Below are 22192 nucleotides of genomic sequence, written 5' to 3'. Positions count from 1 at the left end.
ACAGCCCGATGGACGATCCAATCCAGCACGAGCCTTTGGCGGCCTTGCTCGTCGATCCCAACGCGCGACATCGCGATACGGGGGTCACCGAGCGGCGCCGTGCCGACGTGGAGATGGCGCGCGTCCTCAAGACCGCCCCGCTCCAAATGGCTTCGGACCCTTCCAGCGGCGCCATCGCGCATTGGAAGCACGGCGCGCTGCATGACGTTGTCGAACCCATGACGGACCACGTCATCATGACCTACCCCACAGGCGTTCAGCGCCTGGAGCGCCGCTCCGGGAAATCGGTCGCGATCGGAACGGCCCGCGCCGGGGTCGTGACGATCATTCCGGCCGGCTCAAGCGCAAGATGGGATATCCCCGGCTTCGTCGACGTCATCCAACTCTACCTTCCGCATACGGCGCTCGAACGCGTCGTGCGCGAAGCCAACGCGCCCGCCCTCGGCGATCTCCTCGAACGAACGGGTCATCCCGACCCTGTCGTATCCGGGCTGCTGATGAGTGCAGCGGATGTGCTGGAAGGCAATGCGGCGCTGGATCTCCTGTTCAGGCAACAACTGACGGATGTCCTGGCCACACGAATCCTGGCCGAGCACACCGGCGTGCCATCGACGTTGGAGCCGATCATGGGCGGCCTGTCCGCGCATGTTCTGCGACGCGCGATCGAACGCCTGCGCTCGGACAGCGATGCTGACGTGTCGCTCACGGCGCTCGCATCGGATGCCGGGCTCTCGCGCTTCCACTTCTGCCGCGCCTTTAAGGAGAGTACCGGGCTTTCGCCCCATGCCTGGCTGCGCCGGCAGCGGCTCGATCAGGCCATGAACATGCTGCGCGATACCGATGCGCCGATCGTGTCGGTGGCCGCACAGCTTGGCTACGCCTCACAAAACGCGTTCGCCGCGGCGTTCAAGAAACTGACCGGCGAAACGCCGAGCGATTGGCGACGGCGCATGCGGTAGCAGCAATCGCTCTGCAGGTACCGCAATCGCGCTGGCGCAGTTGCAACTCCGATCCGGTAGATCATCAAGGTCCCCAGCGCTCCCAACAGACAGAGACGAACGATGACCTCGAAGACCTTCGTCAGCCGCTTTGCAATTCCACCGCGACGGAGACTCGTCGCAACGACGATCGTGTACGGGCTTTCGCTGGCAGTTCGCTTCACCTCTGCAACCGGCGAGCAGGTGGAAATTCCACCGCAGTCCCTGCAGAGGACGAACCTGGCGGTGTCGATCATCGCCCATGATGGCACCCAGCTTCCCTACGCCGACTGGGGCCGCCCGACCGCCGCCGAGCCGATTTTCTTTCGCAACGGCTGGCCGCTGCGAGCGTCATCGATAGCGAGCTGCCCCACCCCTTAAGCTCTGACGGTTTCGGTTGTTGGCGATCCCGGTCTTCATGAGGCCGCAAGCAGGGCATCTCGGAAATGACGTAATGTCGTCCTGATCGGGTGCCCGTGATTACACGAGGCGCCCTCAATGGCGTTGGCTCACTTAGTCGTACTGAGCCGTGTGTGAGCTGCCTCGCTTCACCGCACTTTCCGCAACCGCCGTTCCTGTCGCGGACGTGACTCCGCCTGCTTTCGGGAATGTCAGCGTCTCGGTCCGCTCATCACGCACCATCGTCACCTCGCGGTGATTTACAGAGCCGAGTCTCCAGCCTTGATAATCTTCGTCGAGCTTCAGGCGCACCGTAGCCTTGCTTGTCTCGTCGACAAAAATTCCAACACTCTGATCGCTGCCGACAACGGTCCCGACCAACACGAGCCGCAGCTCTACCGGCGGCGGGCTCGGCGGCATTGACGAGGCTTTCAACGCTGGCACCGAAAGCACTGGTGGCGGCGACGGCCGCCGCGAGGCCGAGAAGATCGGCCTTTCGTTCGTGTCCGACAGTGCCGCAAGCGGGACTGCCCAGAGCGGATTGCCGCGCATCGCCTCGCGCTTGACGGGAGAGCGCGATGGCGCCCGATCCGCCGGAGCCAACGTCGCGGGAGACTCCGAAAATGGACGGCTGGACGCCGATTCGGTGAAGCCTGGGACATCAATGTCCGAGAAATCCGCAGGAAGCGCCGAGGCGGAAACGTCGAGCAGAAGCGCCATCACGAGCGCAGACCGCGCCAATATCTGCCGCGTCCCCTTGTGCTGCCCTCTCATGTCCCTCGTCATCGGTTAGTTCACAGCAACGCAGGACTCGCGGTCGGGAAAAGCCGGCAGCCTGCATTCGCGGCAAGCGGGGCTCGGCGAGCACAGCGCCAAGGAGAGTAAGGCTTATCGGCCCGCCGTGTGACATCTGTGCGAAGCGACGGCCACCCCTTTGATGTTTCCACGGCCTATTGCGATCCGGCACTCCGCAGCCTCTCGACGGCCCGTCGGGCGCGAGTATGATATTGTTGCTGGATCGTCATACTCGCCCGTTATAGGGTGGTTTGCTGAAACTGGTTGTCGAGTGGAGACGTGGTGGTGCGCGGGGTCGTGTTGCGGGTGATTTCCGCCGTCGCATCATCCACCCTGTGCGCACTTCCGGCAGCGGCTCACGAGCGCGGCGCGGGCGCGCCTGGCGAGCTTCCGCCGATCGCCGTTGCGGCGCCGGACGATCAGCATCCCAAACGGCACGCCCGCAAACGACCGCCGAAAAGCGGGAATTCGCGCAACCAGACCGCCGCTCGCACGGACAGTCCGACCGGGGGCAGTGGTGCGACCGGTGCCGCGGCCACCGCGTCGCCCGCGTTGCAGCCGACCGCCGCCAGCGCAGTCCGCATCAGCGGCGCGGAAGTGAACGCGGTCCCGTTCTCGCGGCCCGGTGAGGCGCTGGAAGTGGTGCCGGGCCTGATCGTGACGCAGCACTCCGGCGAGGGCAAAGCCAATCAGTATTTCCTGCGCGGCTTCAATCTCGATCACGGCACTGATCTTGCGATCAAGGTCGACGGGATGCCCGTCAACATGCCGACCCATGGGCATGGGCAAGGCTACGCCGACATCAATTTCCTGATCCCCGAGCTGATCCAGTTTGTCGACGTCCGCAAGGGGCCGTATTTCGCCGATCAAGGCGACTTCGCGTCCGCTGGCGCCCTGGCGATCAGCTACGTCAACAAGCTGCCGAACAACATCGCGGAGATGACCTTTGGCAGCTTCGGCTATCGCCGCGCGTTGGCCGCGGGATCGAACCCGGTTGGCAGTGGCACGCTGCTGGCGGCGGTCGAGGCGGTCAAATATGATGGGCCATGGGACGTGCCGGACGATGTCCGCAAGCTCAACGGCGTCCTGCGCTACAGCCAGGGAACCGCGACCGACGGCCTGACGCTGACGGCGATGGCTTATTCCAACGGCTGGAACTCGACTGACCAGGTCCCGCAGCGCGCGATCGACCAGGGCTTGATCACCCGCCTCGGCTCGCTCGATCCGAGCGATGGCGGCACCTCCAGCCGTTTCAGCCTGTCGGGCAACTGGGCACAGTCAAGCTCCTACGGACAGACCAATGTCAGCGCCTATGTCGTGCGCTCCGACCTGCGGCTCTTCAACAACTTCACCTATTTTCTCGATAACCCCGTCAACGGCGATCAGTTCAGCCAGCTCGACGGTCGCACCCTCGGCGGCTTCGACGCGCGGCACACGTTCGACTGGCGCTTCGCCGGCCTTGAATCGCAAACCCGCGCCGGCGTGCAGAGCCGCTATGACGATATCCATGTCGGGCTGTTCAAGACGGAGCAGCGCGCATGGCTCTCGACCGTCCGCGATGACCGCGTGCAGGAGGGCAATATCGGCCTCTGGACCGATACGACCACGCACTGGAACGACTGGCTGCATACCACTGTCGGGATACGCGAAGATTTTTTCGCCGGACACGTCTTCAGCGATGCGCCGGAGAATTCAGGCAATGCCCAGGCGTCGATGGCGAGCCCGAAGGCCGGGATCGTGCTCGGTCCCTGGTACAAGACCGAGTTCTACGGCAATGCCGGCTACGGCCTGCACAGTAACGATATCCGCGGCGCAACGATCACGGTCGATCCCAATGACAAGGTAACCCCGCTTGACCGCGTGCCGCTGCTTGTGCGCTCTCGCGGCGCCGAGCTCGGCATCCGCACCAGGCCGATCGAGGGGCTCACCAGCTCGCTGGCAATATTCGTGCTCGACTTCGACTCGGAGCTGTTGTTCGTCGGGGACGCGGGCACGACGGAGCCGAGCCGGCCCAGCCGCCGTGTCGGCGTGGAGTGGACGAACCAGTACAAGCCGCTGCCGTGGATGACGGTCGATCTCGACGTCGCCCAGACCCACGCGCGCTTCACCGATTTCGACCCTGCCGGGGCCCGCATTCCCGGCGCGCCGGCGTGGGTTGCCAGCAGCGCGATCACGCTGGGCGGCGACACCGGCTGGTTCGGCGCGCTGAAGGCGCGCTATTTCGGTCCGCGTCCTCTCATTGAAGACGACAGCGTCCGCTCGCGGTCGTCGCTGATCTTCAATGCGCGCGCCGGGTACAAGTTCGACAATGGCCTGCGGGTGCAGCTCGACGTGCTCAACCTCTTCAACGCCCAGACCAACCAGATCGAATATTATTATCTGTCGCGACTGCCGGGAGAGCCCATCGAGGGCGTTGCTGATCGCCACGTCCATCCGGCCGAGCCCCTCGCGGTGCGGCTGACCGTGGCGGCGAGATTCTGATCGCAGCGGGCTTGCGGCCTCAATGGGCTACTCCGACCAGCCTTGACGCCAAGGCCGCCCGCGACCGTCACAAATACTGAAAAAACCTGACATAGAGCGGATGTTCTGATCGGCCGAGAACGCCGGCTCGACCGATGCAACATGCGATCGCGGGGATCTCGGCTTGCCCCGCACAGCCGGTCGCGTTCGAAACAGGAGTGAGGGGAATGCAATCTGAGCCGGACAGCATCGCGATCGCCTCGGCAGACCGGTTCGCGGGCGCAGCTCAGAACGGGGCCGCGCCGGCGCGCGCCCGTCAGGCCGCAAACCGCGCCTGGGCCCTCCTCCCGATCGTGACCGCGTCGGGCTTTGCGGGGCTGGGCTACGAGATCGTCTGGACGCGCCAGTTGAGCCTTGCCCTGGGCACCGAGATGATGGCGGTGCTCGGAGTCATTGCCGGGTTCTTCGGCGGTCTGGCACTGGGCGCGTTCGTGCTCGATCGGTCGATCCGCCGCTCGAAATCGCCATGGCGCGTCTATGCGATGCTTGAAGCGGTGATCGCCGTTTGGGGCCTGATCAGTGTCTGGCTGCTGCCTTCAGCCGGTCGCGCGCTGTCCCCCCTGCTCGGCACCGAACCGTCTGCTGCCCTGCTCTGGGCCGGCAGCCTGGCGCTGCCGACCCTCGTGCTGCTGCCTGCAACGATGGCCATGGGCGGGACCCTGGCCGCCCTAGAGCGGATGATGCGGGACACGCGCGGCGAGGCCCGCGTCACGGCAGGCGTGTACGGAGCGAATACGGCTGGAGCTCTGGCCGGCACACTCGCTTCCACATTTCTCCTGATCCCGGCGCTCGGATTTTCGGGAACGCTGCTCTGCCTCGTTGGCGTCAACGCGTTCTGCGCCCTCGGCACACTCGTGCTCGGATCGGCGGCGGGCAAGGCCGCTGCCGAGGAACGGCGGCCGGAACGAATTCGCGACCTGCGGCTCACGATCACCTTGTTTGCCACTGGACTGCTGGGAATATCCTTCGAGGTCCTCGTGGTCAGGCTCGCTGCACAGGTAATGGAGGACACCGTCTACACGTTCGCTGGACTGTTGGCCGCCTATCTGCTCGGCACCGCGGCGGGGAGCCTGCTATGGCAGCGGACCGGGCGAGATGCGAACGATGGAAATCTCCGCGGCCTGCTCGCAGCGACGGCGTTCGCCTGCATCGCAACCGCGGTGCTCGTTCCCTATGCGGGCCGCCTGGTCGAGACCGCAGCCAATGCGGATTTATTCGGCGAGCTGGCGGTGGCGATCGTGCTGTTCCTGTTGCCCGCAGCCGTAATGGGCGCATTGTTCGGCCTGCTGGCGCAACGGGTGAGCGATCGGCGCGGCTCCGTCGGATCTGCGGTCGGCATCAACAGTCTTGGCGCCTGCATCGCGCCGTTGGTGGCGGCGCAATTCCTGATCCCCGCCCTTGGCGCATGGACGGCACTGCTTGCCATTGCGCTGGGCTATCTGCTGCTGCTGCCGCCCGGCCGATCGGCGCTGCTGTGGTCCGCTGCTCCGGCGATCTCTGCGCTCGTGCTGTGGCTCAATCCTGCGCCATCGTTGACGCGCGTGCCGTCGGGCGGAGCGCTGCTTGCGGTCCGTGAAGGGCCGATGGCGACGGCGAGCGTCGTCGATGACGCCTCAGGTACGCGCTACCTCGAGGTCAACGGCCACTTCCGCATGGGTGGAACGAGCTCGACGCGATCCGATTACCGCCAGGCGATGTTGCCACTGCTGCTCCACGAAGCCCCGCGCCACGCCCTGTTCCTGGGCATCGGCACCGGCGCCACCATGGTCGGCGGGGCGCAGATGCCAGGCGTCAGCGTGCTCGGTGTCGAACTCTCCCGCGAAGTGGTGGAGCTGCTGCCCTGGTTCGTCAATCCGACGCCGACGTCAGTGCCGCGGGTGACCGTGGCGGATGCTCGCCGCTACGTCGCTGCGGATACGAGCCAACATGACGTGATCATCGCCGACCTGTTTCATCCCGCACTCGACGGCAGCGGCGCGCTCTACACGGTCGAGCATTTCGGAGCGGTGAAACGCAGGCTGGCGCCCGGAGGGATCTTTTGCCAATGGCTGCCGCTGTACCAGCTCGATCTGCCCTCCCTGCGCGCGATCGTCCGCGGCTTTCTCGACGTCTATCCCGACGGCTCGGCCTGGCTCAATCACTACAGTGTCCGTACACCGATGCTGGCGCTCGTTGGCACCAGGGATGGCGGCCATCTCGATATCAATGCGCTCGCTGCGCGGCTTCGTGATCCCGCGACCGCATCCGTCGTTCGCCCGCTGGGGTTCGCGGCCCCGATCGATCTCCTCGGCCAATATCTGGCAGGCCCGCAACCTCTCTCCACGTTCGCAGGCGATGGCCCGCGCAACACGGACGATTATCCGTTCGTGACTTTCGATGCCCGGCGAAATGTCCGCGCGCTCACGGCGGCCCCCTGGTCATTGCTGCTTGCCGTCACGAAAGACATTCGACCGGATCCGAATGAGCTCCTCGCGCGCGCAGCCGAGCGCGAGGCGCTGGGTGCGCGCCTCAACGCCTATTGGGCCGCACGCAACCGCTTTCTCGAAGCTGGCGCGTCCTTGCCGGGCGAACCGCGCGGAGCCGCGTTGATCGAAGCAGCATCGCCGGGCCTGATCGACGCGCTTCGCCTCAGCGCCGAGTTCGATCCGGCCTATGGACCGCTGATGGGGATGGCGCGATCCCTGCTCGGCTCGGACCGCGCGGCCGCCGCACGCCTGCTGCGCAAGGTCAACGAGGCGGCGCCGTCGCGCCGCGAGGCAAGGGACCTGCTGCTTCGTGAATTCGGCCTGAGAAACGAGTGATCGACCGCCTTAGGGCGCGAAGTTGACGCGATAGCCCCAGCAGTCGAGATGATCGGGAATGGCGTTGAAGGCGATCGTAATTCTCTGCTCGCCCTGGTTCCTCGGCACCTCGTGGTAGAGGTAGCTGGGAAAAAGCACGAGATCGCCGGGTTCGGCCTCCGGCAGGACGTACTTGCCGGCATTGAAGGGCCCGATGGCGGCGCTTCGCGTGTGATGCCGGAAGGAGAAGTCGGATCCGCCGGGCGGCCGCACGAAGACCGTCTTGCAGGCCGGATGCGAGGGCGTCAGATAAATTATGCCCGAGACGAAACTATTGGCGTGCGAATGAAGTGTCTGGTTGCCGCCGGTCTCGAGCATGTTGGTCCACATCTCCTTCACGGTCCAGCGCAGCTTCTCGCCGAACAGAAGGACGCCGAAATCAACCAGCTTCGGAACCGTAAGCTCGGCGATCTGGCGAAACAGCTCGTTATCGCGAGGGTCGGCAACCTCGGTGTGGAAGAGCTGACCCGAGCGCAGATTGCCCTCGATCCGGGTGTTGCGGATGGCCGCCACAGCGGCTTCGTTCAGCGAGGGCGGAAGCAGCCCCGGCGAGCGCAGCAGGGGAATCGGGAAAAGCGGCTCAATCTGATCCATGTCGCAACGTTGACCTATTTCTTGAAACGCGGGCCGACAATGCCCGGGCAAAGATGACGCTGCGATGACAGCGTGGAGGATCTCCAAAATTCTCAGGCTCTGCTACTCGTCGGCCCCGAGAACTTTCAGCCTCTCCCCCGGCCGGAGCTCGTGCCGCCGTTCGCGCACCTCGTCAGACGCACGCGCGGCCATGTCGAGGCATTCGTCGAACTCGCCGTTGCCGGCTTCGACCAGGGCCTGAAGCAAATGCCGTTCGGCAAAGTAACGCGAGAGATGTTCGGCCGGCAACGTGGTCGCCAATGCGCGCGCCTCCGCAACCGCAGCGTTGCAGTCTTCCCGGGTCGGCTCGTCCGAGACCGGGACAGCGGCCGCGGGGGCGGCCACACCGCAGCCGATACCAGCGAGCAAGCTCAGTGCGCAGAAGGTGATACGGAACAGATGCATGTCAGTCGTGTGCCGGGCATGAGCCCGCTTCAAAACGAGTACGGCGGGACGCACCGATCGGTGCGTCCCGCCGGATGGCCTCACATCACGTCAGTGGTGGTCGTGATGATGATCGTCGTGATCGTGGTCGTTGTCGGCCCGCTGTCCGAGCTTGCGCGCCAGCTCGGCATTGGTCTCGACCAGAAGTTTCGGCGAACCTTCCGGCCGGATGAAGATCGGGTTGGCGTAGAACCAGACGTTCGAATAGGCCTGAACGTCGTGGGTCACCTTCTTGGCGCCATTCACCGTCTCCAGATGCGCCGGGCACGCCGGATCGACGCAGCTGACCTGCGCGTTGTTGGCGTCGAGCAGCGGATTGCCGGCGGTGTCGGAGACGTTCGGGGTGCCGTTCGGGATGTTGGTTCCGCGCGCACGGATGTAGAACGGCTTGGTGCCGGCGACAAACGTCGTCGTGAACTTCAGCCGCACGCCGTCGCGGTCTCCGCGATGTTCGCGCTTCATCTGCTCCGCGGAGATCTGCCGGGCGATGGTCGCCGACGAATTGTACACGATCGCCGCGCCGGCCGTGCCCGCGGCGTTCGCCACCGCATAGTTGGGCGCATCAGGCGCAACGACGCCCGTGATCTGACCGGTGATCAGATCGACGTGGTCGAGCGTCGGCTTGTTGAGGGGTTGCTTGATTCCCACCGGCACCAGCAGCGGGTTATCGAAGCTGTAGGGGCTGTTGTTCTCCTTCGGGATGGTCATTTCCATCTCGACCGTGATCTTCTCGCCGGGCCGCACGACCAGCGTCTCGCCCATGGTCTTCCAGTCGTCGCCGCGCGTCTTGGCGCGGAACACCATATCCGGACCGATGAGGTCCGCGTTAACCGAGTACGAATTGCCCGAACGCATGCCGTCGATGACGTGCTGCGACGAGAACCGTCCCGCATTCGGAACGTACAGCTTGGTGTACTCGCCGGGAATGAAATCGGCGGTCGTGAAGGAGTCGCGCGCGCCACCCGCACCGCGGCTGTGCCAGTCGGAGCTCACATACATGAAGAAGTTGCGGCCTTCGCCGAGCAGGCCGTCCCAGAGGCCGCCGACCTTCGCGGTGTAGATGCCGCTCATGCCGTAGGTGCCGCCGCCGACCGCGGTCGGGGTGTACGAGCCGGAGCCGCCGCTGGCGCCGCCTTCAGCGAAGTGACCGGGCGATTCGATGCCGAAGGCAACCGTCGGGCCCGCATTGTTGAAGTCGCGGAAGTGCTCGATGTTGTAGCCCTTGTTCGCGGTCGCGCTGAACGGCCCCTGGCGCTCGGTGTGAGTCGGGATGATGTAGGATTGCAGCGGATAGTTCGCCTGCAGCCACTTGACGCCGGTGAGCGCCTTCTGGTGGCCCGCAGTGCCCGTATTGTTGACGTTGTCCTTGCCCGGCCAGAGCTGATTGCCGCTGGCGTCGATGACCGGACCGATCGCATCGGTGTCGGCGCGATCGAAGCGGTATTCGAATTCCGCCATCTTGTCCGCATTGCCCGGCCCCTTCCGCGGGTGTGTCGGGTGTTGGCCGGTGATGACGGCAACGTCGACGTGCTCATGGCCGGGCGCGATCCACTCGAGACCTTCGATCAGCACCTTGTCGTACTTCGCCGTACGATCGACGATGGTCGGATACTCGATCTCGCGGATCGACTGCCAGCGCCACATCTGCGCACCGGTGCCAGTACCGTTCGGGGTACCCTTCAGGCTGCTGATGGTGATTCCGTCGATGGTCTGGCCGAGCGTCTGGCTCCAGGTCGTCGTGGTCTGTCCCGGAAGATTGGCGCTGGTGTCGCTGAAGCGACAGTCGCGATTGCCGGAACCGCCGTGATTGCCGAGCGTGAACCAGTCCAGATCGAAATTGTTGCCGCCCGCGGACGCGGTGCCGCGCCCGACCGCACGATCGATGGTGTAGCCGGCCGCCACAGAACCGTCCGTGCAGGTGTTGTGATTGTGCATGTCACCGGCGACATAAGGATTGCCGCGGCGCTCGCCGCGCCCCCACTCCTCGGCCGTCGCGCTCTGAGTCAGCGCCAACGATGCCGACGCTGCGGTCAACAAGATGGTCTTGGTGGTCGGAAACATCTATCGCCCCTGTCTTGCTTCTAGGTCTTAGCTTCGCAAATTCGTGAACCGTGACGGGCAACGAGCTGCCGCCCCATCGCGCCGAACACATTCCCTACGGTGCGATAGAGACCAGAGTTCCGATACAACTTCATGAAGGTTTTATGTGATGATCGGCGTGGCCCGATCGGTCGGCGTCTCGCCCGCCTGATTTTTGCGCGGCACGAATGTTTGCAGATGACAGAAGAACGGCGCTGTCGCATAAGGCGCGTACCCACGCGTGCCGCGAGAATTTGTGACACTTAGATGTCGATGCAAGCCACACCAACCGAAGTGCAGTCCTTTCCAACATCGCGCACGGCATCCTCGGATCACGGCTCCGACGCCGCGATGCAGCCGTCGCGATCGATCAGCTTTGCAGCCATGCGCATGGCACGCGAACCGCTGTTGCATTTCGCGCTGCTTGGAGCGATCATCTTCGGCATCGACGCCGTCATGCATCCGCCCGCCAAGGACGAAAAGGTCATCACCGTCACCAAGGCGATGCGTCAGTCTTTCATCGACAATTTCGACGAGGACAAGGAGCGCGCCCCTTCCAGCGACCAGCTCCAGAAGATGATCGACAGCTGGGTCGCGAGCGAGATCCTCTACCGCGAAGGCAAGACACTCGCCGTGGACCGCGGCGACGAGACGATCCGCGATCGGATCGCTTACAAGATGCAATTGCTGATCTTCGACCAGATACGCGTCCCGCGTCCTACGGACGAGCAGCTACAGGCATGGTTCGCGGAAAATCACGCCCGCTTCGACGAGCCGGAGCGCGTGTCGTTTTACATCACTCCGCCGACGGATCAGGCCACGGCACAGCGCCAGCTCGAGGACATCGTCCAGCAGCGCGAAGCCGAGGAGTTGCAGAATCTCACGCGCGCCATCCTCGCCCGGCCGGTCGCGAGTCTCGCCGCCTCCTTCGGCGATGATTTCCGTGATGGCCTGCTGAAAATGCCGGAGGGGGAATGGAAGCTGCTGCAATCCAAGGACGGCTGGCATGTCGCCCGGCTGGATTCCCGGCGGCCGGGGACTCTCGCCAGTCTCGGCAAGGTCCGCGATGAGGCGGCCCGTATCTGGCATACGGAAGAAACTCGCAAGCTCGCCTGGGAAGCGGTCAAGCGGCTCAAGGCGTCCTATCAAGTGCGGTACGAGCAGTGAGCACGATCCGATATCTGCGATTGGCACTGCTGACACTGACTCTGGCTTTAGCCGCGCTCATCCGTCCCTCGGCGCTCAGTGCGCATGAAGCGGCGATGGGCGTGCTGGAATTCCGCGAGGTCCGGCCCGGCGCATTCGTCGGCCGCTGGAGCATAGAACCCTCGATCGGCGCATCCCGGGTCGATCTGCGGGTGCCGCCCCACTGCTTTCTTCGCCTGCCCGAGATGAATTGCGGCCAGAAGGGTCTGGTTGGTTCGATCACCATCTCCAATCTCGGCTCCAACATGTCGGTCGTCCTGATCAAGGTCATCCCGATCGAGGGCGAGCCGCGCAGCTATACGATCTCGACGGCCAATCCCGTCGTCTCCGTCCTCGGCACCGGCGCCCCGACCCTCGAGGCGTGGGTCGAGCTGGCCACGACCTACGTGAACTACGGAATCGATCACATTCTGCTCGGCGCCGATCACCTGTTATTCGTGCTCGGCCTGATCTGGATCGTCGGCGGCGGCTGGCGTCTGGTGAAGACGATCACGGCCTTCACGATCGGACACAGCGCCTCGCTTGCCGCGGCAGCCTTCGGCCTGATCGGCGTGCCGGAACGCCCGCTCAACGCCTGCATCGCATTGAGCATCGCATTCGTCGGCGTCGAAATCGTCAAGCAGCAGCGCGGCGAGACCGGGCTCACCGCCCGCTATCCCTGGATCGTCGCATTCACCTTCGGCCTGGTTCACGGCATCGGCTTCGCAGGCGCGCTGGCCGGACTTGGGCTCGAACGCCGCCTCCTTCCCGCAGCGTTGCTGTTCTTCAACATCGGCGTGGAGATCGGACAGCTGGCCTTCGTACTGCTCGTGCTCGCGTTGGTCTGGGCGCACCGACGGCTCGACGCCGTCATGCCGCGCTGGGGCGAGGCCCTTCCAGCCTATCTCATCGGGTCGGTGTCGATGTTCTGGTTCTTCGGCCGACTTGCGCGCGTGTTCGCGGCGATCTGAGCGAGAGTCCCAAGCAATGCCTTTATATATCCCCCGAGCCCTCACGGCCGCGATCGTCTCGTTAGCACTGACGCAGCCGGCTCTCGCGCACGAGCAGGCTGGCGTGGCGGGCGGCCTCGTCAGCGGCCTGCTGCATCCGGTCACGGGCATCGACCATCTGATCGCAATGGTGGCCGTCGGGATCTGGGGCGCGCAGCTCGGCGCGCCGGCAATCTGGGTCCTGCCGATCACGTTCCCGCTCGTCATGGCGATCGGCGGGGTGCTGGGCGTGCTGCATGTCCCGCTTCCGATGCCGGAGGCGATGATTGCCGTTTCGGCCGTGATCCTGGGGGTGGCCGTCGCCGCCCGACTGCGACTGCCGTTTGCCGCTGCCGCGCTCGTCGTCGCGGTCTTCGCGATCTTTCACGGTCACGCGCACGGAGCCGAGCTTCCACGCGCGGCGAATGCGTTGGCCTACGGCATCGGCTTTGTCACCGCCACCGGCCTCTTGCATCTGTGCGGCATCATCATCGGCACGTTGACGCGCTGGCCCGCCGGCGAGCGTGTCATTCAGGGACTTGGGGCCGGCATCGCGGGAATTGGCTGCTACTTCCTCGCGCAGGGACTCGGAGCCCTCGCATGAAACTGAATTCCGCACGGGTATTGATGACCGCAGCGATGCTGCTCACCGGCGCGAATGCGGCCGAGGCGCATATCGTCGCGGCCCGCCTCGGCGACTTCTACATGGGTGCATCTCATCCCCTCACCGATCTTCCGGATGTCGTTCTCTGGACGGCGACCGGCATCTTGGCCGGTGCGCTTGGAGCTCCCAAGGGGCGCTGGCTTATCCCCGTGTTTCCGCTTGGACTGCTGGTCGGGTTGCCTCTTGGACACGTATTCGGTGCGGCTTCCGCACAGCTGGCAGACGCGACAATGATGCTCGTGATAGGCATGCTGCTTGCGGCAGCTGTGCAAGTTCCCACATTCCTGCTGTGCGCAATTGCCTTCGCAGTCGCCGTAGTACGGGGCGCTGCGAACGGCGCGGACCTCGGGCCTGAAACGGACCGGCTGCTGTTTGCGGCAGGGTTGGCTTGTGCGGGGTACGGAGTCATCACACTGACGATGGCGCTGACAGCCTTATTCGAGCGAACGCGTTCGGACGGCGCAGCATCTTGGCGAACCATCGCCGTTCGTGCACTTGGAGGCTGGATCGCGGCGATCGGCCTGATGATGGCGAGCCTTGTTTTTGCTTCGTGAGGAAGCTGGGCAGAATCCTGCCATATACGCCGCGGACGTGCTGCACATCGTGGTCGCGGATAAGCAGAGACCGAGAGCACGGCGTGTCTGCTGAAACCCTTCTTCTCGGCGGCATATTGCAACACGATCAGGGCGCGGTTCTCGACGCCTGCCTGCTCCACCCGCGTCATTGATCCCGCTCTTGTCGGTATGCCGACGACGAGCAGTCATCCTGGGTGGCAACCACGCTAGCGGCCGCCGGCTGCCGATCACATTGTCAAGGCAGTCTCCCCCCGCTAATCATGGCGGAATTGACACAGGCGTGTGAAGCTGACGGCTGTGCGCCGCAATGGGAGAACGGCTACCAAAACCCCAACAGGCGAAATCGATCAGAACAACATGGAGCGGTGATCAAGATGCAACGATCAGACTTCTGGTTCTTCCACCCTTTTCGCGTGCGTTACTCCGAGGTCGATGGTCAGAAGGTGGTGTTCAACGCTCACTACCTGACGTATTTCGACACGGCGATCACCGAGTACTTCCGCGCCCTCGGCCACGACCTGTTTGCCGACACACAGGCAACCGGCATCGATTTCCACGCTGTGCGCGCGTTTGTCGAATTCAAGGCCCCCGTACTATTCGACCAGGAGATCGACGTTGGCGTGCGGGTGGCAAAACTCGGCCGCTCCAGCGTGACCTTCGAGCTGGGCATTTTCGGCAAGGCAACGGATGAGCTCTACACGAGCGGCGAGATCGTTTGGGTCAACACCGATCAGAGAACCCACCAGTCGGTGCCGGTGAGCGCCTCCTTCAGGGATATGCTCTCCCGCCGGGAGGCACATCTCGCCTAGGCGTGACGAAACTGTCGATTCGTCGATCGTTGAAACATGCGCTCTTGCCAAGTAAGACGGCAAGGCTCACGCCCTTGTGCGGTGCTCGCGGAACGCCGCTGCCAACTCTCCCAGCGCAGCGCGTGACCGCCGATCGGTCAAAGACGAATGAAGCACGACCTCGGACGGTGGCAGCCTGGGAAGTCCAAGCTTTTCTCCGATGTCGATCGTGCCAGCCGGTGCGATCCGATATGACAGCGGCGCGATGGCAAGCCCCGCCACGACGGCGGCATGGACGGCCGAGGAGCCCCCGCCCAAGAACACCTCGGTCCATTTGATGCCTGCCGCATCCAACGCCTGCGTGGCGATGTTGCGGACGCCGCAGGTCGGAGCCAGCGCGGCGAGACGCAAGGGCTCTCCCTGCCTGTGCTCGAACCCTTGCGCCGCAAACCAGCCGAACCGCTCATGCGCCAGTGTCTCGCCATCGCGGCGATCGTCCTCGCGTTGGACGATGGCCGCGTCGAGCCGCCCCTGATCGAACAGATCGATGAGGTTGCGCGAATTGTCGAGCTGAACCTCGATGGTCAAATTCGGATCGTGAGCGTGAAGCCGTGACAGCAGGGCTGGGACTTCCGGCCCTGCAACATGCGCGGCAATCCCGAGGCCGAAATGGCGCGGAGGTGCGTTCAATCCCGCAATCGCGCGTTCGTGAGCCGCGATGAGCTCCCGCGCACCTTGCAGAAAGGCGGCCCCCTGCGCCGACAGCCGCACCGAACGCGGCGTGCGTTCGAGCAATCGATGGCCGACGCGATCCTCGAGCCGCTTCAGCTTCACGCTGATCGCACCTTGGGTGGTGCCGAGAGCCTCGGCGGCGCGCGTAAAACTGTGGAGGTCAGCCACCATCACAAAAGCCCTGACGGCATCGACATCGAGCGAGAGCATTCCATCATCCAGCTTTGTTGTCTCTGAAATCTATATTGATCGGATTTTGTTGTGGTCAAGGGCCCCCTATGTTCGCCCTGCCTGACGCGACCTGGCGCACGGGAAACCAATCCCGGAGCGACCGATGTCGCGTGCGCCGGCAATCGGCATCACGTTTGGAGGTCACGACCTTGACGGCTTCACCATCACGACGTGCCGCAGCGTGCCTCGCGTCCCTCATGTTCGGCCTGGAGATCTCCAGCGTGCCGACGATCCTGCCGACCCTGGAGACGGTGCTGCACGCAAATTTCCAGCAGCTGCAATGGATCATGAATGCCTACACCATCGCGGTCACGACGGTGCTGATGGCCACGGGCACGCTGGCCGATCGCTATGGCCGAAAGCGGGTGTTCGTGGTCAGCATCGCCGTGTTCGGCCTTGCCTCCCTGATTTGCGGCCTGGCGCAGGACGCCCTCGTCCTTATCGTGAGCCGCTTCCTTCAGGGCATGAGTGGTGGCGCCATGCTGATCTGCCAGGTCGCCGTTCTCTCCCATCAGTTCCAGGAGGGACCGGAGCGCGCACGGGCGTTCGCGGCCTGGGGCATCATCTTCGGGATCGGGCTTGGCTTCGGCCCGATCATCGGCGCGGCGATCGTTGCGGCCTCCGGCTGGCAATGGGTCTTCCTGATCCACGCATTCATCGCGGTCGTCACGATCGCGCTTGCCGTAACGGGCGTACGGGAATCGCGCGATCCGGAGGCAAAGCATCTCGACATCGGGGGCATCGTGACCCTCTCGACGTCGGTATTCTGCGTTGCCTTCTATATCACGGAAGGCCGCAGCTTCGGCTTCACCGGCACGACCGGCCTTGCGATCATCGGGACAGCCGTCCTGAGCTTCATGGCCTTCGTGCTGGTGGAGCTGCGCAGTGCCCATCCGATGTTCGATTTCTCCGTGTTTCGGATACGCGCCTTTTCGGGCGCGCTGCTCGGATCGGCCGGCATGAACTTCAGTTTCTGGTCCTTCATGATCTACCTGCCTATCTTCTTCCGCAACGCGCTAGGTTACGACAATGTCGCAGCAGGTCTCGCGCTTCTCACTTACACGCTTCCGACGCTTGTGATTCCGCCACTCGGCGAACGGATATTGCTGAGGTTCGGAGGCGGCATCGCCATTCCGCTTGGCCTGTTCGTCATTGGCTTCGGCTTCATGCTGATGTGGGCCGGCAGCGGCGTCGAACGTGTCACCTGGCTGACGCTGGCGCCCGGATGCCTGCTTGCGGGCGTCGGCCTTGCCCTCACCAACACGCCGGTCACCAACGTCACGACGAGTGCCGTGTCGAGCACGCGAGCCGGCATGGCATCGGGCATCGACATGAGCGCGCGCATGATCTCCCTGGCGATCAACATCGCCCTCATGGGTTTCATCCTGATCGCCGGCATTTCCTCCCGGTTGAGCAGCGCATTTCCCGGTGCGCTCGACGCCAGCCGCCTGCAATATCTCGCGGACCGGATCGCCGGCGGTACCGGCCACGTAGCTGATATCCCGGAGCTAAGCATCCTGCCGGGGGCAGACGCCGCCGTGCGGGATGCGCTGATCCACGGCTTCAGGCTGGTGATGCTCTATGGGGGGCTTTCCGTCTGGATCATGGCGCTGGCGAGCTTTGTGATCGCAAGAGGAAGCCATGCGCGGCAGCGCCAGTCTCGAAGCGGGAATGAGCCCTGCTGTGTTCCGCGCTCCTCCACATGATCGCAACGCAACCCGGAAGACAATGCGAGGTGCAGGGCCTCGTATTGATGATCGAAACGTGCAATATGGCCACCATTCTCGAAGCAACATCGGTTTCATCATGATCAAGCGCGTCCTGCCCTACGAAGGTCTGCTCCACGAAGTGGTCGAGCATAATGGCGTGCTTTACATCGGTGGAATCGTCCCTGAGGACACGAGCCTCGATATGGCGGGCCAGGCAAACGACGTCCTCGGGCAGTTGGCGCAATTGCTGAAGACCCTCGGCTCCGATCTGGCCAACGTCTTGCAGGTGACCATCTACATGACCGACCTGAAGGAGAAGGCGGACTTCAATGCGGCCTGGAAGGCGCACTTTCCAGAAGCTCATCTGCCGGCGCGCGCCGCAATCGGCGCGGCCGATCTCGGTCCGGGCGTCAAGCTCGAGATGACCGTCATTGCGGCTCGACCCTAACGACACGAGCCTGGCTGAAAGCAGCCGTCACGAACACGCATGCAAATGCTGGCATCAGCAGCAACGTACTGATCTGCCAGAGCCTATCGCGCGACAACCGTCACGATGGTTCGGCAGAAATTGAAGATGAATCGGCCATAGAGAGCGCCCGATCCCGGATCTGAAGACGCCTGGCGATAGGAATTGCCGAGAACACGGGCGACCTCCAGCAAGCCCGTGAATTCATGGTACGTCATCACCAAGTGAATGCCAGCCAGCGGCAGCACTAGGACCTGAATGCCAACGCTGCTCATGACGGTCTCACTTCGGCGCGAGGCAACGGCAGGAATTGCGCGAGATAAGCGCTCCTCCATTGATATGGGGTATCGCCGACGAAACGCTTGAAGACCGTCGTGAAGTGCGCCTGTGTCTGGAATCCGACGGTCAAGGCGACGTCGACGAGCGAGACGTCAGCGCGCCTCAGCAGTTCCTGAGCGCGTTCGATCCGCCGGTTCAGCAGATATTCGTGGGGCCGCATGCCGACGGCCACCCGGAATTGCGCGGCGAAGTGCATGCGGCTGAGGCCGGCGACCGCAGCCAGATGCTGCAAGGTGACCTTGCCAGCCAGATTCTCATCGACATATTGCAGTACGCGCTTGAGGCGCCATTTTTGCAATGATCGCACAGACCGGCATCGCTCGCCGTCGGCCTCGTTGCGCCCGGCGGCCGTCTGGCGGCTGGCCCTGCGGGTCAGGATGGCAAGGCGCAAGGCGTCCGCTAGGATGGCGGAGTGAGGATGGTGGGCAACTTCGGTTGCCGCGAGTGCATCGGAGAGGCGTCGCATCACCGGGTCCGAGAACTCGCCTGCACCGGCCTCTCGATCGGTCTCGACGGAGACGCGCGCCAGGCGTTTCGCCGAAACCCTGAAGCTGGACCCGTCGCCGGCGGATCTCCGCACGTTCGGCGCAGGCGTCTCGATGGCCAGAGCAACATCGAGGTGAACGAGGGAAAGCGTCATCGCCTTTTCGCCGGCGCGTTCCGGACGTTCCGCAGGCCCGGCCTGCCGGCCATCGATGGCCGAGACGCCGATCGAGCCGACGACATGATTCTTTGCGCTGAGCGGGTGTGAGATCTGTAGCGACATCGTCGAACTCCTTGTCCCGTTTTCGACCCGGCGAAACCCGTTGGCTCGTCCGAATGTCGTGGGAGCAGAGTAGTTCAGCGATCCCCGCGCTCCATTCTACGCGCGGGTGCATCGATAAGTTCTCGGGGTGAGCGCGTCATACCTAGGTATGACCGCGGGTCGCAGGCCCGCGCGGGCTTCCCTTTCGCCGCGATGGAGAAGCGGGCCTCGCCCTGCGGTAAGTTGACGCGCTCGCTGGCGATCGGAAGGGCGCGTCCCCGTTTTGGCGGGGAATGCGCATGGTCGGCACCCGCGCAGGATTGAACCGCGGGAACGTCTTTCTAGAGAGCACGAATATCATGTTGCCGCATGTTGTGGGCACGATCAAATCGCGGCATCAACGTGACCAGAGATGACCAGAGCGACAACCAGCGACGATGACCAGTCTTGATCGGGCCACGGGTTCATCCATGAGCCGCGCCGGGCTGCGGTTCTGGTCTGCCGTCCTCGCCGTCGCGGTTTTCCTGGTGGATGTGCTGACGCCGCTCGAGGGCGCGGTCGCGGTTCTCTACGTCGTTGCGATCCTGCTTGCGGCGAGGACGAACCGGCGTGACGACGTCGTCGTCGCCGCTGCCGGCTGCAGCGTGCTGACCATAACCGCCTATCTGCTGTCGCACGATCTGGAGGCGGTCGCCTCGCCTGCCTTTCGTGCGCTGGTGAGCCTCGCCGCCATCGGGATCACGACCTTGCTGGCGCTCCAGAATCACGCGGCGACGAAACGCCTCGCGGCGCAGGCGCGCCTGCTCAATCTCTCGCATGACATGATCTTCGTCAGGGATCGCGGCGGCGTGATCACGTTCTGGAACAAGGCCGCTGAACAAGCCTACGGCTGGTCGGCTGACGAGGCGGTCGGGCAGCTCGCCGACGCGCTTCTGAGAACCAAATATTGCGACCGGCGAGAGGTCATCGAGGCCGGCCTGCTCGACATCGGCCGATGGGAAGGCAGAGTGGAGCAGCGGACCAAGGCCGGCGGCGCACTCACCGTCGATGCCCGATGGGCGCTCCAGCACGACCATCTCGGCAAGCCCGTTGGAGTCCTTGAAACGCACACCGACATCACGGACCGCGTAGCGGCGCACAACGCACTGGTGCAGAGCGAGCAGCGGTACCGCCGTATGTTTGACGCAAGTCGAATTGGCGTCGTCGAAGAGGATTGGAGCGCAGTTCGGACCGCGCTGAATTCGCTGGAGACCGGAGGCGCCACCTTGCGGGACTATCTTGCTCGAAATCCCGAATTCGTGCGGCATGCCCGCCGGCTCGCCAGAATCACCGACGTCAATCCGGCCCTCCAGAAAATGGCGGGAACAAGCGGTTCTGCGGCATTCATCGCGAACGTGGACAGGCTTCTGGGCGAGAACGACCGCAGTTTCCTCGGCGCGCTGGTCGCATTCGCGGAAGGAGAGCGGTTCCACGAGGGGGAAACCGACCTCGTAAGCTTCGACGGACGCAAGGTTCCCGTCCTGTTTACGATCACCTTTCCGGCCGAGCCCCATGGGGATCGCAACGTGCTCGCCTTCGTGATCGACATCACCGAGCGCAAGCAGGCGCAGGATGCACTGCTCGCGGCGCAGGCGGAGCTGGCGCATGCCGCTCGCGTCGCTACCCTCGGCGAGCTCAGCGCCTCCATTGCCCACGAGGTGAATCAGCCTCTGGCAGCGATCGTCACCAGCGGCGAGGCTGGCTTGCGGTGGCTGCGCCGCGACGTACCCGATCTCAAGGAGGTTGCGACGACAATCGGTCACGTCGTTGCTCAGGGCCGCCGCGCCAGCGAGATCGTGACCCGCATCCGGACCTTCCTGAAGAAGGCCTCGCCCCAGCAGGATATGCTGCAAATCGGCGAGATCATCGACGAGGCGACCTTCCTGATCGCGCGCGAGCTCGCCAAGGACGACGTCGCGCTCATCGTCGAGACGGAGCATGGCCTGCCGCCGGTTCGCGGCGACCGGATCCAACTTCAGCAGGTGCTGGTCAATCTTCTGATCAATGCCGGCCAGGCCATGTCAGGCCGGCCCGGCTCCCACACCGTCACGCTGCGCGCCGGAACCGCCGACGGTGAAAATCTTGCCATCACGGTCCAGGACACCGGACCGGGCATTCGGCCTGATGACCTACCGCACCTGTTTGATCCGTTCTTCACCACCAAGGGTGGCGGCATGGGCATGGGACTTGCGATCTGCCGAACCACGGTGGAAGCTCACGGCGGCCGATTGTCGGTAGAGAGCCCTCCGGGCTCGGGCGCGACATTCCACCTCACACTCCCATTCAGCCAAGAACACGCCTTGCCATGACACGCCCCAACCAAGTGCAACCGCCGGCCCAATCCTCCAGTCCAGTCGTCATCATCGTTGACGACGACGCGAGCATCCGTGCCTCGCTCGACAGCCTGTTCCGATCCGTCGGCCTCGAGACGTGCCTGTTCGGCTCGCCGGCCGAGCTGCTTGGCGGCACGATGCCTGACGGCCCAGCCTGCATCGTGCTGGACGTCCGGCTCCCGGGCGTGAGTGGCCTCGATCTCCAGGGGCAACTGGCCCGCCAGGGCATCGGTTATCCAATCATCTTCATGACCGGTCATGGGGACATTCCCATGTCGGTGCGCGCCATGAAGGCCGGTGCCGTGGATTTCCTGTCCAAGCCGTTTCGCGATCAGGACATGCTGGACGCCGTGACGGCAGCGCTCGAGCGCGATGCGCAGCGCCGCGCGGAAGCCGCGACGAAGGAAGATATCCGTATCCAGTACGAGAGCCTGACGGCCCGCGAGCGCGAGGTGATGGGCCATGTTACCGCCGGCTTGATGAACAAGCAGGTGGCAGGCCTGATCGGCCTCAGCGAGATCACCGTGAAGATTCACCGCGGCAACGTCATGCGCAAGATGGAGGCAAGGTCGCTGGCCGACCTCGTTCGCAAGGCCGAAGCGCTCGGGATATTCCAGACCCGAAAGACTACTGACCAAACCTGAGTATAATTTCGGCGGGACTGCCGCACGGTGCATAAGGCCCCATCGGCCGCCCAATGGGAGATATCC

The 22192-nt window shown here is 64.1% G+C and carries 21 protein-coding genes; 13 read left to right on the top strand and 8 right to left on the bottom strand.

Annotated elements, in window-relative coordinates:
• The first annotated feature begins 8 nt into the window (after positions 1–8).
• Together NLM15_RS16420 and NLM15_RS16415 are read left to right on the top strand one after the other, a co-directional pair.
• Entirely contained in the window at positions 9–959 is a 951-nt protein-coding gene (locus NLM15_RS16420) for a helix-turn-helix transcriptional regulator (RefSeq protein ID WP_375166940.1), read from the top strand.
• A gap of 102 nt (positions 960–1061) precedes the next feature.
• On the top strand, positions 1062–1358 hold the full coding sequence (locus NLM15_RS16415) for a hypothetical protein (RefSeq protein WP_254118102.1): 297 nt from the start codon (positions 1062–1064) through the stop codon (positions 1356–1358).
• 132 nt (positions 1359–1490) lie between these two features.
• On the opposite strand, the gene NLM15_RS16410 is transcribed toward NLM15_RS16415, so the two are convergent.
• A complete protein-coding gene (locus NLM15_RS16410) occupies positions 1491–2096 on the bottom strand; it encodes a general secretion pathway protein GspN (RefSeq protein ID WP_254118101.1) in 606 nt (201 codons plus the stop codon).
• Between the two features lie 360 nt (positions 2097–2456).
• Here NLM15_RS16410 and NLM15_RS16405 point away from each other — a divergent pair, with 360 nt between their 5' ends.
• On the top strand, positions 2457–4652 hold the full coding sequence (locus tag NLM15_RS16405) for a TonB-dependent receptor (RefSeq protein WP_375166838.1): 2196 nt from the start codon (positions 2457–2459) through the stop codon (positions 4650–4652).
• A 134-nt stretch (positions 4653–4786) separates the two neighbouring features.
• Positions 4787–7492, top strand: a complete 2706-nt coding sequence (locus NLM15_RS16400; RefSeq protein ID WP_254118100.1) for a spermidine synthase — start codon at positions 4787–4789, stop codon at positions 7490–7492.
• Between the two features lie 9 nt (positions 7493–7501).
• Here the strand turns inward: NLM15_RS16400 and NLM15_RS16395 are convergent, their stop codons facing one another.
• From NLM15_RS16395 to NLM15_RS16385, 3 genes are all read right to left on the bottom strand, one after another.
• The gene (locus NLM15_RS16395) at positions 7502–8125 is read right to left on the bottom strand and encodes a putative 2OG-Fe(II) oxygenase (RefSeq protein ID WP_254118099.1); all 624 of its coding nucleotides are present in this window, start codon (positions 8123–8125) and stop codon (positions 7502–7504) included.
• Positions 8126–8227: 102 nt separating this feature from the next.
• Complete coding sequence (locus tag NLM15_RS16390) at positions 8228–8569, bottom strand: hypothetical protein (RefSeq protein WP_254118098.1); 342 nt, start codon at positions 8567–8569, stop codon at positions 8228–8230.
• A gap of 90 nt (positions 8570–8659) precedes the next feature.
• Positions 8660–10669 (bottom strand): hypothetical protein, encoded by a 2010-nt coding sequence (locus NLM15_RS16385; protein WP_254118097.1) that lies wholly within the window; start codon positions 10667–10669, stop codon positions 8660–8662.
• A 285-nt stretch (positions 10670–10954) separates the two neighbouring features.
• Here NLM15_RS16385 and NLM15_RS16380 point away from each other — a divergent pair, with 285 nt between their 5' ends.
• From NLM15_RS16380 to NLM15_RS16360, 5 genes are all read left to right on the top strand, one after another.
• Positions 10955–11854 (top strand): peptidyl-prolyl cis-trans isomerase, encoded by a 900-nt coding sequence (locus NLM15_RS16380; protein ID WP_254118096.1) that lies wholly within the window; start codon positions 10955–10957, stop codon positions 11852–11854.
• The gene (locus NLM15_RS16375) at positions 11851–12843 is read left to right on the top strand and encodes a HupE/UreJ family protein (protein ID WP_254118095.1); all 993 of its coding nucleotides are present in this window, start codon (positions 11851–11853) and stop codon (positions 12841–12843) included. Before NLM15_RS16380 ends, NLM15_RS16375 begins: the two co-directional genes overlap by 4 nt.
• Before the next feature lie 16 nt (positions 12844–12859).
• Entirely contained in the window at positions 12860–13465 is a 606-nt protein-coding gene (locus NLM15_RS16370) for a HupE/UreJ family protein (RefSeq protein WP_254118094.1), read from the top strand.
• Positions 13462–14079: a HupE/UreJ family protein gene (locus NLM15_RS16365; RefSeq protein ID WP_254118093.1), complete on the top strand. Its 618-nt coding sequence runs from the start codon at positions 13462–13464 to the stop codon at positions 14077–14079. The genes NLM15_RS16370 and NLM15_RS16365 overlap by 4 nt, the downstream gene beginning before the upstream one ends.
• A gap of 281 nt (positions 14080–14360) precedes the next feature.
• Complete coding sequence (locus NLM15_RS16360) at positions 14361–14909, top strand: thioesterase family protein (protein ID WP_254118092.1); 549 nt, start codon at positions 14361–14363, stop codon at positions 14907–14909.
• Positions 14910–14975: 66 nt separating this feature from the next.
• Here the strand turns inward: NLM15_RS16360 and NLM15_RS16355 are convergent, their stop codons facing one another.
• On the bottom strand, positions 14976–15830 hold the full coding sequence (locus tag NLM15_RS16355; RefSeq protein ID WP_254118091.1) for a LysR family transcriptional regulator: 855 nt from the start codon (positions 15828–15830) through the stop codon (positions 14976–14978).
• Positions 15831–16048: 218 nt separating this feature from the next.
• On the opposite strand from NLM15_RS16355, the gene NLM15_RS16350 reads away from it, so the two are divergent.
• Together NLM15_RS16350 and NLM15_RS16345 are read left to right on the top strand one after the other, a co-directional pair.
• Entirely contained in the window at positions 16049–17557 is a 1509-nt protein-coding gene (locus NLM15_RS16350; protein ID WP_254124257.1) for an MFS transporter, read from the top strand.
• A 100-nt stretch (positions 17558–17657) separates the two neighbouring features.
• Positions 17658–18008 (top strand): RidA family protein, encoded by a 351-nt coding sequence (locus NLM15_RS16345; protein ID WP_254124256.1) that lies wholly within the window; start codon positions 17658–17660, stop codon positions 18006–18008.
• Between the two features lie 83 nt (positions 18009–18091).
• On the opposite strand, the gene NLM15_RS16340 is transcribed toward NLM15_RS16345, so the two are convergent.
• The 3 genes from NLM15_RS16340 to NLM15_RS16330 all read right to left on the bottom strand — a co-directional run bounded on the left by NLM15_RS16340 (position 18092) and on the right by NLM15_RS16330 (position 19877).
• Positions 18092–18301 carry a hypothetical protein gene (locus NLM15_RS16340; RefSeq protein WP_254118090.1) on the bottom strand — a complete coding sequence of 70 codons (210 nt, stop codon included), beginning with the start codon at positions 18299–18301 and terminating at the stop codon, positions 18092–18094.
• On the bottom strand, positions 18298–19005 hold the full coding sequence (locus NLM15_RS16335) for a helix-turn-helix domain-containing protein (protein ID WP_254118089.1): 708 nt from the start codon (positions 19003–19005) through the stop codon (positions 18298–18300). The genes NLM15_RS16340 and NLM15_RS16335 overlap by 4 nt, the downstream gene beginning before the upstream one ends.
• A 569-nt stretch (positions 19006–19574) precedes the next feature.
• Positions 19575–19877 (bottom strand): hypothetical protein, encoded by a 303-nt coding sequence (locus NLM15_RS16330; RefSeq protein ID WP_254118088.1) that lies wholly within the window; start codon positions 19875–19877, stop codon positions 19575–19577.
• On the opposite strand from NLM15_RS16330, the gene NLM15_RS16325 reads away from it, so the two are divergent.
• Positions 19857–21458: an ATP-binding protein gene (locus NLM15_RS16325; protein WP_254118087.1), complete on the top strand. Its 1602-nt coding sequence runs from the start codon at positions 19857–19859 to the stop codon at positions 21456–21458. The genes NLM15_RS16330 and NLM15_RS16325 overlap by 21 nt on opposite strands.
• On the top strand, positions 21455–22126 hold the full coding sequence (locus NLM15_RS16320) for a response regulator transcription factor (protein WP_254118086.1): 672 nt from the start codon (positions 21455–21457) through the stop codon (positions 22124–22126). The genes NLM15_RS16325 and NLM15_RS16320 overlap by 4 nt, the downstream gene beginning before the upstream one ends.
• Positions 22127–22192: the final 66 nt, after the last annotated feature.

It is taken from the genome of Bradyrhizobium sp. CCGB20, from assembly GCF_024199855.1.
GTDB lineage: Bacteria > Pseudomonadota > Alphaproteobacteria > Rhizobiales > Xanthobacteraceae > Bradyrhizobium.
This window is presented reverse-complemented; position numbering and strand designations above follow the sequence as displayed.